This is a genomic window from Paenibacillus sp. J31P316 (genome assembly GCF_056269105.1).
Map to the genome: position 1 here is coordinate 80,484 of NZ_JBWDNI010000014.1, position 12,431 is coordinate 92,914.

The window sequence follows — 12,431 nt, forward strand, 5'->3', positions numbered from 1 at the left end:
CAGCACACAACAAAGGCGCCCGTTAGGGCGCCTTTGTTGTGTCCATTGCCGTTATTTGTTTCAGCCTGCGTTTGTTTAATCGATAGCCTGCCACGACCGCTAAGACCGCAGCGACCGTCAGCAGCAGATACAAACGATGATGGTCGGTCGCGGACAGCATGCCGAAGGACACGGATGAGAGGACAAGACCGTAGACTAAATTGCCGATCGTCGTGGCGGAAATAAAGTGCAGCGTCTTGATCGAACTTAGTCCGGACGTAATATTGATGAGGTTCGTGGGCATGAGCGGCAGAATACGACCGAATAGAACGAAGGCAAAGCCGTTCTTCTCGATCCTCGCTTGGAACTGCTGCAGCTTCTTCAAGTCCGCGAATACGCCGCGGAACAAATGACGAATCGATAGGAAGACCAATGTGCTGCCGATAACGCTGCATAAACAACCGAACAAGTACCCTCGCCAAAAACCGAATAAGGTGATATTCGCCGTGATGACGAGAATAAGCGGTATGAAGGTGAAGATGTTCTGCAGCGTCATAATGACGAGCATGATAAGCATGAGCAGCAAGATATCATCGTGCGCGATCTCTCGGATGGTATCCGGCGTGATGTCTGCGACGGTAAGACCGCTATTCTTTAATAACAAGAAAACGCAAAGCAGAAAGGCGAGGTAGCCGACCGCGCGAAGGATCAATTTGCGTTTATTCATATTGAACTCGAACTCCTTTAGGTTACCAAACTAACTAACTATATTATATCGAAACGCCAGGCAGATGTAAGATACAATTAACAGCAATTCGAAGCAAACGTTTATATCGAATCATTTTTGGTATAATATTTGGTAGATGAAGAAGATTCAGTTTCTGTTTTGGGAAATCATTTGAGAAAACGAGGGATGGAAATGTCGTATATCGTTGATTTTAAAAACGTGTCCACGGTAGGGCTGGAGTCTTCGCCCGTAGCAGAAGCGCTTGCCGGTTTACGCGCGAATGAAGCCCGTTACTTTATGAACAAATACAAGCATGAATTTACGGTTGTCCCCGCTAGCGAAAGCCAGGAGGACCTTGATTACGCGCACCGCATTTTGAAAGAAGAACGCGATATCGTATTTGCGGCCAAACCATTGGAAACGTCGCGTTTTCAAGTGGAAAATATCCAATTTACCTATGTTTTTTATGAGGACGGCCTTTCGATCAATGTCATGTATACGGTGGATGACCCTAAGAAGCGGGCCGTCGGCTTCAAGCTTTCCGAGGGGATGGAGATTCCGGCCGAACTGGCGGAGAAATTCAAGTTCGCTCGGCAGAAGTCCAAGCTGGCGGGAACGATTCGGGGCTCGTTTTTTGTCATTAAAGGGCAATACTAGTCCAAGCCGAAGCGCTATTGGAGGACTCGTCCAGCTAATTCTTACTCGCTCCTTATGAGAGCACGAAATAGAAGCCTCTATTCCGAGTGTGGAATAGAGGCTTTATTTGTGCCTGCAACCGCATGCCAAGCTTCTTTACGTGACAGATTCGGGCACGCAGACGTCTCTTATGGCGTTGATCAATAACAACGCTGCCTTCCCCAAGAGGTTCTTGTCTCTATATACGATGCCTATCCCGAGTACAGGATTCAGGTCGGCGAACGGTTTGATGACCGAGGAGCCCTCAAGCTCCAGACCGCTGTAAATCGGAACGATGCCCACGCCGACCGCTGCTTTGACCATTTGTTGAATCACGAAGAAACTGCCGACCTCGATGCTCGTGAATCGATTTTGGCCGGATGGACTTAACGTCGTTTCCCAAAGCTCCCTGTAGATGCAAGTCGGTTCTTTGACCAGAACGGTCAGCCCAGCGAGGTCGCTCGCCGCGATGCTGTCCTGCTCGGCCAAAGGATGATTCACGGGCAGCATAACCCCTAATCGTTCCTCGAGCAGCGGCTCGAATTCCAGCATGAGATTCGCCGGCGGAGCCGAGCATAGGCCGAAGTCCAATTCGCCGGCTCGAACCCTGTCCAAGATCGATTTGCTGCCGCCCACTTCCATCGTTAACGCCACTTTCGGACGCGCCCTGTAAAAGTCGGCGATAACGGCCGCCAGCCCCTGGCTGGCGATGGGCTCGATGGCCGCGAAACGAACGGAGCCGTCGTCGCCCGTCGCGATATCGGAGACGGTCTGCCTCATGGCCCCGATCGATTTCAGCAGCACCGCTGCCTCCTGATGCAGCCAGCGGCCGGCCTCGGACACGATCACGCGCTTGCCGTCGCGCACGAATAACGATACGCCGAGATCGGCTTCGAGACGCTGAATCTGGAGGGTTACCGTAGAAGGCGCAAATTGGAGCTCCTCGGCAGCTTTCTGAAAATGGCCAAGTCGCACGCAAGCTTCGAAGGTTTTGAGCGCTCGAAGATCCATTGTCATCACCTTTGATTTAAGTTTTATGAACGATTTATTCATATAATTCAATTTTACAAAACTTCCCTACAAATTTACACTAGGGTCATCAAATTTTTTTAGGGGAAGATGGGCTATGGGTACGAAATCGGCATTCAGTTGGATCACGCTATGGGCATCGCTTATGTTTGTCGTCATTCTCGGTTTCTCCCGCCTCTCCTATGGCATGTTCTTGCCAGGCATACAGAGGGAAATCGGGGGGAGCTACAGTCAATTGGGCATATTGGGCACGGTCAACTTTATCGGGTATTTGGTCGGTACCTTGTGCCTTTCTCCCTTCATCTCGCGGTTCCCGGATTGCAAGCCGATTCTCAATCGCATCACGTGTTTCCTGCTCGGATTGGCCATGATCGGCTCGGCTAGCAGCCAGCATTTCATTCAGCTCGGACTTTGGCGGTTCGTGATCGGCTTGTTGTCGGCCATCGCCACGGTGCTCGTCCTGTCCATTGCCATGGATGCCGTCCGACCTGTCGAACGAGGCGCGGCGTCGGGTCTCATCTGGCTGGGGGGTTCCGCCGGCATTCTGGTGACGGGCGTATTCGCCCCCTTTGCCATCGACCCTTCGCACGTGGAGGGCTGGCGGTATGCGTGGACGGCCATGGGGGTGTTCGGCGTCATCGCCGCATTCGGTTTCGAGTGCGTCACAAGAACAAGCAAGCGCGGATCCGCGCCTATGCCCTCAAGTGCGGAATCGAGTCCGCGAGACCGTGAGCGCATCAATGTGTACCGTCTTCTGTTGCATCCGAAGAAGCTGCTCTTCTTAATCGGTTCGTATTTCTTCTTCGGCTGGGGCTACATCATCTATTTCACGTATCTGATTCCTTATCTGGTGAGCAAAGGTATTCCGTCTCTCGATGCCGGGTTGGTCTGGTCGGGGATAGGAGCCGCGGGGTTATTCAACGGATGGATCGGAGGAAAGGCGATCGACCGCTGGCCGAGCGGCTATACGCTTGCGGTGGGGTTAACGCTGGGGACGATCGGCGTGTTCGGCGTGACCACCGGCAATATGATTTGTACGGCAGTGGGCGCCGTTACGATTGGGCTGGTCTCCTTTATCACCCCTCCGCTGATGACGACCGCGCTTCTTCGGCGCCATGTCCCTCATCATGCCTATGCGGCATGCCTCAGCCTGGCCACGGCCTGTTTTGCTTCCGGGCAGATTATAGGTCCGATCGTTGGAGGCGCCGCGGTTGGAAGGTACGGCCTGCAGTTCGGGGTCGCGTCCAGTGCGATTTTCATGGCGATCGCCGCCGTGCTGGCTGGCATCCATGGACAAATACAGCGGCGACAAGAAAGAGAACAACGATATGAAATAGAACAACGACAAGAAAGACAACACCGACAAGAAATAGAACACCGACAACAAAGCCAACAACGGCTAGACAGCCAAGGTTTTCCCCATGGCGGTTAATGATAAGCATAACCATGACAATAGCTGTCACTATTAACGATTATGATGGGTCTGTGGAGATTACAAATGAACCAAGAGGAGTGACTACGATGGTACATGCCAGTCCTAACGATTTGCCGGTAAGGAAGTTTTTTCACTCGGGCAAGCTGCGGCTTTCGTACCTTGATTTTGGCGGGGATCGCGAACGAGTGCTCCTTATGCTGCATGGGTATATGGCTAATGCGAGATCTTTCTCGGAGTTGGCCGTGCGGTTCAACGATTGGCGGGTCATTGCGCTCGATCAACGAGGACACGGCTGGAGCGACCACTCTCCCAGCGACTACGCAAGAGAGGATTACGTGAACGATATTCTGCATTTGATCCAATCGGAGCTTGGGGGGCAGGCAGTCACGATTCTCGGGCATTCCTTGGGCGGGCTGAATGGGTATCAATTCGCGGCGCGTTATCCGGAATTGGTGCAAGCCGTTATCGTTGAGGATATCGGGGCGGAGATTAACGCCGATTTCTCCTTCGCCGACAAGCTTCCGTTCCGGTCGGCTTCCTTAAAGGAGCTGCGAGCCTCGCTTGCAAGCGCAGGGCTGCGGACCATCGATTATTTTGCGGAAAGCGTGCTGGAGGATGAACGCGGCTGGGGATTCCGGACGGACCTGAAGGGACTGCAAGTATCCGTTCCCCAGTCCAATGGGGTGTGGTGGACGGATTGGTTGGGCTCCAGCTGCCCGATTCTGCTTATTCATGGCGGGAAGAGCTTCATTCTGGATACCGAACAGGCAAGACGGATGGAGGCGCGAAGACCGGGTACGAAGCTGATCGTGTTCGAACAATGCGGTCATGGTGTCCACGCCGAGGATTTGAACGGTTATTATCGCGCGGCGAACGATTTTCTAACGGGACTGAACTAAGGAGGAGATGACACGATGTATTGCACAATCGAAGATATGATCGCGGAGTGGAAGCGGGAAGCCGGGCTGACGCAGAAGATCTTGGACAGCTTGACCGATGAGGCGCTCTCGCAGCAGGTTTATCCCGAGGGGCGCACGATGGGCAGGATCGCATGGCATTTCGTATCGAATATTCCGGATTATTTGATAGAATTCGGCGTCTCGATCGCGAAAGTGCCGCATTCGAACGATGTGCCGCCCGCCAAGGAAATCGCGGACGTGTTCACGGCGGTAAGCGCTCAGGTCGTCAGTGCGCTTCAAGCGCAATGGACGGACGATACGTTGACGCATACCCAACGAGCGTTCGGAAGAACGGAATCCAACGCGACGATCTTTATGGGATTGATCAAGCACATCGTTCATCATCGGGGCCAGGTTACGGTGCTGATGCGCCAAGCGGGGCTGCTTATTCCAGCCGTATACGGTCCCTCCAAGGAGGGATGGGAGAAAATGGGCGTGACGCCGCCGCTTTGAGGGCTCGGCAAGGACGATGATGACAAGCCCCGCCGTCACAAACCGATTCCGTTAATCGTCATGTACGTATCCGTCTGGAGAGGAATGATGTACATGACGCACAATAGCAGCGAGACCGCGTGGGATGTGGTCGTTATCGGAGCGGGGGCGGCGGGATTAACGGCCTCCATCTACCTGGCACGGGCAGGCAAGTCCGTGCTTCTGCTTGAGAGAGGCACGCATGTCGGAGGCCGTGCCGCTTCCACGGAGATGGCGGCTGCGCGCGTGAATATGGGTGCGCATGCGCTCTATAGAAGCGCGCTTACCATTTTAGAGGAAGTAGGCGTCAAGCCTGCAGGAGCGGCTGCGAAACCACAAGGCCTGCTCCTATTCAAAGGCGCAAACGGCAAGAGCAAGGCTGTGCCGCTATTGCAATTATTGCTCGGATCGTTCCTGTCGTTTCGCGAGAAAATGCAGTTGATCCGTTTCTATGGCCGCATTCGCAAGGAAGATGCCTCCGCCCTGCATGATGTCACGCTTCAGGCCTACTTGGACGCCCATATCACCAGTCCTCGCGTGCGCAGCGCAGTGGGCGCGCTCGTGCGCGTATCCACCTACTGCGAGGCTCCTGACCGGATAAGCGCCGGAGCCGTGATCGAGCAGCTGAAACAAGCTCAGGTCTTGTATATCGACAGAGGTTGGCAGACGATCGTGAACGATCTGGCGGATCAAGCGAAGCAGGCAGGGGTAACGATCCGCACAAGCGCGCCGGTCAAGGAAATTGCAGGCAGCAATCCCAGCATGACCGTCACGCTCAAGGACGGGGAACGATTGATGGCCCGCCATGTGATCGCTACCGCCGGGCCGGCGGACACGATGGCGCTCCTCCAACCCGCGCTTAGCCCGAAGGAAGCCGCCGTTTATCAGCAGCTCGTTCCGGTGCATGCCGCCTGCCTGGATCTCGTCGTAAACGGGATGCCGCAGCCCAAAGTGAAGTTTGTTTTAGGCGCGGATTATCCGTGGTATTACTCGAATCATTCCGCCGTCGCGACGTTCTCCGATCATCCGGCGCATGCGGTCATCCATGTCATGAAGTATTTGACCCCGGGGGATAACTCGGATCCCAAGCAGGATGAACGGGAGCTTGAAGGCTTCCTCGATACCGTTCAGCCGGGATGGCGCAAGCACGTCGTTCAGCAGCGCTTCCTGCCGCATATGACAGTCTCGCACGGCCTCGTCGCGGCCGCGAACGGCGGACTCCCGGGCAGACCAGGGCCTGCAGTCGATGGCCGGCCGGGATTATACGTATGCGGCGATTGGGTCGGAGCATCCGGGATGCTGCTTAACGCTTCCTTGGCCAGTGCCAAAGAAGCGGCAAGTGGTATACTGGCATGGAACGATACCGTTAAGGAAGGGATGCACCGTGGAGCTTGATTCCGTATATAAGACGTACAGACCGCTTCTTCTCTCCATCGCGTACCGCATGCTGGGGTCAGTCACGCATGCCGAGGATTTGGTGCAGGACGCGTTCGTAACGGTACAGCAGCAGGACATCCATCAAGAGGGCGGTTCCGTCCGCAACCTGAAGTCGTATTTGTGCAAAATCGTGACGAACCGCTGTCTCGATTATTTGAAATCCGCACGGAAGAAAAGGGAAGTCTACGTCGGACCTTGGCTGCCTGAGCCTCTCGTGCAGAGCTACGAGCTCCGCCCGGGCGCTGCCGCGGGACAGGATCCACTCCAACGGATCGTCCTCGAGGATACGATATCGTACGCCTTCCTCGTCTTGCTGGAGAGGCTGACCCCGATCGAACGGGCCGTATTCATTCTGCGGGAGGCCTTCGAGTTCGAGTATCGCGATATCGCGGACTTCGTCAACAAAACCGAGCTCGGCTGCCGCAAAATCTACAGTCGCCTCAAAGCTAAAATCCAAGAAGATCGGCCGCAGTCGGAAGCATCGGCCAGCGAACGGTCCGAGCAGCTCGTCCTGCAATTTCTCCATGCGACGGCTACCGGCGACATGGAAGGGCTGTTCGCGATGCTCGCCGACGACATCGTGCTGTACAATGACGGCGGCGGCAAAGTATTCGCGGCGGTCAGACCGATTATATCGAGCCAGCGCGTACTTGCATTTATCCAGGGGCTCGCGTCCAAGGCGAATGGCTTGGGCAGCATGAAGCTGGTCAAGATCAACGGACAATTGGGCGTTGTGCTTAGCAACCCTTCCGAGACGTATCCGACGATCGTCAGCCTGGAGCTGCAAGACGGCCGCGTGCAGCGAATGTATGTCCTGCGCAACCCGGATAAAATGCGGCATTTGAATTTGAGCGCTTTAAGTTGAATAAGGAGCAGTAGACAATGGCCATTCCGACCGGGGATGGCCTTTTCAATTTGCTATTATTCCGCTCTCCCAAGCATGAAGAATTTGCTTGCGAGGCAACAATCTTTCCGGTGGACTTATGCATAGCCGCTCTTTATACTTTGTCGAGGAAGGAAGTGACCCGGTCTATGTACCAGCTCATCATCTTTTCGCCAGAGCGAACCCATTCATACATTCAATGGGCCTCGGGCGAATAGCATATTATTCTACGTTGCGCATCATGTCAGCGCTGAACGAAATCGTGGATTCGCTTTTTCCCCGGGGTACCGCCTGGAGGAGAAAACATGAAACAAGAAATGCGAAAATGGCCGGTCATTCTGGCCGTGCTGCTAGGAACGTTTACGGTTATTTTAAATACGAGCCTGCTTAATCCGGCCTTGCCTGCTTTTGCGGAACGATTTCAAGCGAATGAATTAGTCGTCGGTTGGGTGATTAACATCTATGTACTGGTCATGGGCCTCACGCTCCCGCTAACCGGGTATTGCAGCAGACGCTTCGGTTCCAAGAAGGTGTACTTGGCAGGCCTGGTCCTGTTCCTGATTGGTTCCGCAGCAGCAGCGGCGGCCGGGAACCTGGCGGCGCTTATTGCGTGCAGAGGACTGCAGGGATTCGGTGCGGGACTGTTGACGCCTTTGTCGATTACGCTTATTTTCGCGGCCGTCCCCGCCGAAGAAAGAGGGATTGCAACCGGAATTTGGGGCGTGGTCAGCATGCTGGCCCCGACAATCGGTCCCACCGTGGGCGGTTTGATTATCGATCATGGGGAGCCCGGGCTGTTGTTCTTGATTAACCTTCCTACGGGAATCGTCGGATTGATCATGGGCGCATGGTTTCTGAAGCCCTCGGCTGCCGAGGCAGCACGAACATCTCCGTTCGATGCAAAGGGATATGCATATTTATCGGCCGGCATCGGATTGTCTCTGTATGCGCTTGGGGCCATGAATACGATGGAGCAGGTCATGAATCTGTTTCATTGGGGACTGCTGGGCGCTGGAATAGCCTGTATGCTGCTATTTGTGGCAGGACGGCGGAACAATGCGCACGCCTTATTGAAGTTGTCCCTGCTGAAAATCAGGCAGTTTCGGATGGCCACGATCGTAACGACTTCGATCGCCATCGGTTATTATTTATCATTCTTCCTGATCCCGATCTTGATGCAAAACGTCTATCATTACAGTGCGACGACGACCGGACTGCTGTTTATTCCCGATGCGGTGATGACCGGACTATTCATGCTGGCGGGCGGCAAACTGCTGGACCGAAAAGGCGCGAGGGGCGTCGTTGCCTGGGGCTTGGCGATAACGGGAGTAACGACAGTGCTGCTCGGGTGTTTAACTCCCCGCACGCCGTTCTGGTGGGTCACCTTGCTGATGGCCATACGCGGAGCCGGGTTCGGGCTGTCCAGCATTCCCGCCACTACCGCCGGAATGGGAGCTTTGCCGGAGAACGACCTGGTAGAAGGATCCGTATTGAATGATCTGGTCGAGCAGCTCGCGGCTGCCGCGGCGATCGTCATTTGTCTGGTCGCCTTCGTCACATGGAGAGGCGTATCCGTGGCCACTCGGCATCTTTCCTTGGAAGCAGCGAGCTTGAAGGCGGCTAATGGCTTGTTCCTCTTGCTTGGAATACTCGTCGTCATCATGGTGCTTCCGTTCTGGTGGGTTTCTTCCGCGAAAGCCGGTGCCGTAGCACGAGAAGCCGATCAATAAAGCGAAAAGCCTTATGATGGCCGCGAGAATCGCAGCCTTCATAAGGCTTTTTTTGTTGGTTTATTCTCGCGGAACCTTCATGCGTAAGCTGGCCTCGCGTTTTGGATAGGCTTTTAGAAATAAACGGTGTATGCTGAAAATATGATGATGCGGAAGAGGAGTGTTCGTTGATGACGCAGCAAGTCAGGAATCCCAAGGTGGACGGCTTCATAAGGAAAGCGAAGCAATGGAAAGAAGAATTCGAGCTGCTCCGAAATATCGTGCTGGACTGCGGGCTGGCCGAGGATATCAAGTGGATGCATCCTTGCTACATGTACGAGGATAAGAACATCGTGTTGATCCATGGGTTCAAAGAATATTGCGCGCTCCTGTTCCACAAAGGCGTCCTGTTGAAGGACAAGCATGGTATCCTCATTCAACAAACGGAGAACGTACAGTCGGCGCGCCAGATTCGATTCAAGAACGCGCAAGAAATCGTCGACCTGGAACTCACCATAAGAGCCTATATCTACGAAGCGATCGAGGTCGAGAAAGCCGGCCTGGAGGTCGAATTCAAGAAGCCGACCGAATTCGCCGTATCCGAGGAGTTTCAAGCGAAGCTAGACGAGGTCCCTGAATTGAAGACGGCTTTCGAAGCGTTGACGCCGGGACGGCAAAGAGCCTACCTGCTTCATTTCTCGGAGCCGAAGCAATCCAAGACGCGTACGGCAAGGGTGGAGAAATACATGCCGCACATCCTTGATGGAAAGGGACTGAATGATTAGAGGAAGAAGAACAGGATCGTGAACGGATGAATATCAATATATATGGATGGTATTTATTACCTGAAGGAAAGCGCTCCGTGGCGCGGTACGAGGGTTTGCGGCAGTAGACAAGGATGTAGTATACTCGAACTAAGTATATACAAGGAGGTGAAGGTAGGATGAATCGGGAGTATGTGAATAATCAAGTAAGCCGGCTGCCCATCGCGATGGCTGGCATCGTTCATGGTTTTGCTCAAGACGCGAGAACTCTGTCTTTTTCTAACCATACGATTTCACAACTCGCGAAGAGGCTCCTACCTTAACCTGAACGGATCGAACCGGAGAGGACGTAGGGATTTTTCCCTGCGTCCTTTTTATATGGGTCTATAGAGAGCGGTAGGGCCTCCAAATTAGGAGGAACCCTCATGTTAACGATAAATTGCCAACGCGTCAAAAAATACAATGCCGCCCAGCTTGTGCTGGAAAACGTCACCTTCGAGCTCCATCACGGCGAGAAGGCGGGGCTTGTCGGCCGCAACGGTTGCGGCAAGACGACGCTGCTGCGCATGCTTGCCAAGCTGGACAGCCCGGACGAAGGATCGGTAGCTGTCCGGAAGAACGCGCGCATCGGCTATCTCCAGCAAGTTCCGAGCTTGGAAGCCGCCATGACGGTCCGCGACCTGCTGGTGGCGGGCTTCCAGGACTTGATTGAATGCCGGGAGCGGATGACGGGGATCGAATCCGAGATGTCGTCGCCGGACCTGAGCCCGGAACATTTGGAGTCCCTGCTTGCGGAGTACGCGAAGCTGCAGGAACGCTTCGAGCGGGACGGAGGCTACGAGCTCGAGGCCCGGATCGATCAGGTTGCCGAAGGCTTGCGCATCCCCCGGGAGTGGTATGCGAGGGAATACGCGTCGCTGTCCGGCGGGGAGAAGACGAAGGTAGGCCTCGCCTCGCAGCTGCTGCGGGAGCCTGAGCTTCTGCTGCTCGACGAGCCGACGAATCATCTCGACATGGGTGCCGTAGAGTGGCTGGAGGAATTTCTGCTGAAGTATGCGGGCGCATGCCTGATCGTATCGCATGACCGCTACTTCCTCGACCGGGTCGTCACTAAGATCGTGGAGCTCGAGGACGGGGAGTCGACGGTGTTCCATGGCAACTACTCCAGATACACGAAGGAGAAGGAAGAGCTGATCCTCCGCCAGTTCGCGGATTACCAGGAGCAGCAGAAGAAGCTCAAGAAAATGCGCGAGACGATCAAGCAGCTGTTGGAATGGGGGAGAATGGGCGATAACGGGAAATTCTTCCGCAGGGCGGCCAACATGCAGCGAGCGCTCGACCGGATGGAGAAGCTGAAGCGACCTCCGGTCGACCGCAAAGAGGCGGAGTTCGAGCTGCGGCCTTCCGAACGGTCCGGCAAACAAGTCGTCGTCTTGCATGACGTGGAGAAGCGATTCGGGACGAAAGCGGTCTTGGGCGGAGTGACGGGAGAGCTTCTCTATGGCGAGAAGGTGATGCTGATCGGCGACAACGGTTCCGGCAAGTCGACTTTATTGAAGCTTATTCTTGGGGAGGACACTGCGGACAGCGGAGAAGCGCGGCTCGGTTCGAGAGTCGAAGTCGGCTATCTCGCGCAGCAGCAGCTCCCCGAGCATCCGGAACAGTCCGTGCTGGGCTACTTCCGAGGGGAAGCCGGGATGGAGGAAGGCGAAGCCCGCAATCGGCTGGCGGCTTACCTGTTCTACGGCGCGGATGTTTTCAAGCCTGTCGGCCTGCTGTCCGGCGGGGAATGGACGCGTCTGAGGCTGGCGCTGCTCGTGCTGCGGAAGCCGAACCTGCTCATTCTGGACGAACCGACGAACCATATGGACATCGCGTCGAGGGAGGCGCTCGAGGAAGCGCTGGAGGATTATCCGGGTACGATTCTGATCGTGACGCACGACCGGTATCTCATCAACCGGCTGGCGCAGAAAATTTGGGAGCTGGACCTTGGACGTCTCGGCGTCTACCTGGGCAGCTTCAGCGAATACAGGACGGAGAGCGGGCGGAGGAAGGCCCTGGCCGCTGCCGGCGAAGCGGAAGAGCGTCGCCGATCACGGCCGGAGCCGAGCCGTGCGCCGTCGATCAGCGCGCCTAACGAGAAGAGCGGCCGGGACAGCACAAAGCTTGAAGCCGAAATCAAAGAGACGGAGCGACGGCTGGCCGAGCTTGACGCTGCGCTCTATGAGGAGACGGAGCAGGGTGCGGAACCGGCATCTCTAACCGAGCGCATGGAGAAGGCTTGGTCGGAGAGAGAAGCGCTTCAGGAGAAGCTGGATCGGCTGATCGAGCAGTGGATGGCGGAGCAGGGAGAATGATAGCTA

Annotated in this window: 11 protein-coding genes; 9 read left to right on the forward strand and 2 right to left on the reverse strand. The window is 55.2% G+C overall.

The genetic code is table 11. The features are described 5' to 3' along the window. Nucleotides 1-22: 22 nt before the first annotated feature. Nucleotides 23-706, reverse strand: a complete 684-nt coding sequence (locus AC0YNU_RS25995) for a TVP38/TMEM64 family protein (protein WP_475761685.1) — start codon at nt 704-706, stop codon at nt 23-25. Nucleotides 707-898: 192 nt separating this feature from the next. On the opposite strand from AC0YNU_RS25995, the gene AC0YNU_RS26000 reads away from it, so the two are divergent. Continuing rightward, nucleotides 899-1,363, forward strand: a complete 465-nt coding sequence (locus AC0YNU_RS26000) for a phage tail protein (protein ID WP_475761687.1) — start codon at nt 899-901, stop codon at nt 1,361-1,363. Between the two features lie 135 nt (nt 1,364-1,498). Here AC0YNU_RS26000 and AC0YNU_RS26005 read toward each other — a convergent pair whose 3' ends face one another. Beyond that, entirely contained in the window at nt 1,499-2,392 is an 894-nt protein-coding gene (locus AC0YNU_RS26005; protein ID WP_475761688.1) for a LysR family transcriptional regulator, read from the reverse strand. Nucleotides 2,393-2,507: 115 nt separating this feature from the next. Here AC0YNU_RS26005 and AC0YNU_RS26010 point away from each other — a divergent pair, with 115 nt between their 5' ends. The 8 genes from AC0YNU_RS26010 to abc-f all read left to right on the forward strand — a co-directional run bounded on the left by AC0YNU_RS26010 (nt 2,508) and on the right by abc-f (nt 12,425). Continuing rightward, entirely contained in the window at nt 2,508-3,842 is a 1,335-nt protein-coding gene (locus AC0YNU_RS26010; protein WP_475761690.1) for a YbfB/YjiJ family MFS transporter, read from the forward strand. Between the two features lie 89 nt (nt 3,843-3,931). Next, the gene (locus AC0YNU_RS26015) at nt 3,932-4,744 is read left to right on the forward strand and encodes an alpha/beta fold hydrolase (RefSeq protein WP_475761692.1); all 813 of its coding nucleotides are present in this window, start codon (nt 3,932-3,934) and stop codon (nt 4,742-4,744) included. Between the two features lie 15 nt (nt 4,745-4,759). Next, the gene (locus tag AC0YNU_RS26020; RefSeq protein WP_475761693.1) at nt 4,760-5,257 is read left to right on the forward strand and encodes a DinB family protein; all 498 of its coding nucleotides are present in this window, start codon (nt 4,760-4,762) and stop codon (nt 5,255-5,257) included. Nucleotides 5,258-5,350: 93 nt separating this feature from the next. After that, a complete protein-coding gene (locus AC0YNU_RS26025) occupies nt 5,351-6,670 on the forward strand; it encodes a phytoene desaturase family protein (RefSeq protein ID WP_475761694.1) in 1,320 nt (439 codons plus the stop codon). After that, nucleotides 6,660-7,577, forward strand: a complete 918-nt coding sequence (locus AC0YNU_RS26030; protein ID WP_475761695.1) for an RNA polymerase sigma-70 factor — start codon at nt 6,660-6,662, stop codon at nt 7,575-7,577. The genes AC0YNU_RS26025 and AC0YNU_RS26030 overlap by 11 nt, the downstream gene beginning before the upstream one ends. A gap of 323 nt (nt 7,578-7,900) precedes the next feature. Next, the gene (locus AC0YNU_RS26035) at nt 7,901-9,325 is read left to right on the forward strand and encodes a DHA2 family efflux MFS transporter permease subunit (protein ID WP_475761696.1); all 1,425 of its coding nucleotides are present in this window, start codon (nt 7,901-7,903) and stop codon (nt 9,323-9,325) included. 170 nt (nt 9,326-9,495) lie between these two features. Then, nucleotides 9,496-10,089, forward strand: coding sequence for a YdeI/OmpD-associated family protein (locus AC0YNU_RS26040; protein ID WP_475761698.1), 594 nt, complete (start codon nt 9,496-9,498; stop codon nt 10,087-10,089). A gap of 404 nt (nt 10,090-10,493) precedes the next feature. Further along, on the forward strand, nt 10,494-12,425 hold the full coding sequence (gene abc-f / locus AC0YNU_RS26045; RefSeq protein WP_475761700.1) for a ribosomal protection-like ABC-F family protein: 1,932 nt from the start codon (nt 10,494-10,496) through the stop codon (nt 12,423-12,425). The last annotated feature ends 6 nt before the right edge of the window (nt 12,426-12,431 follow it).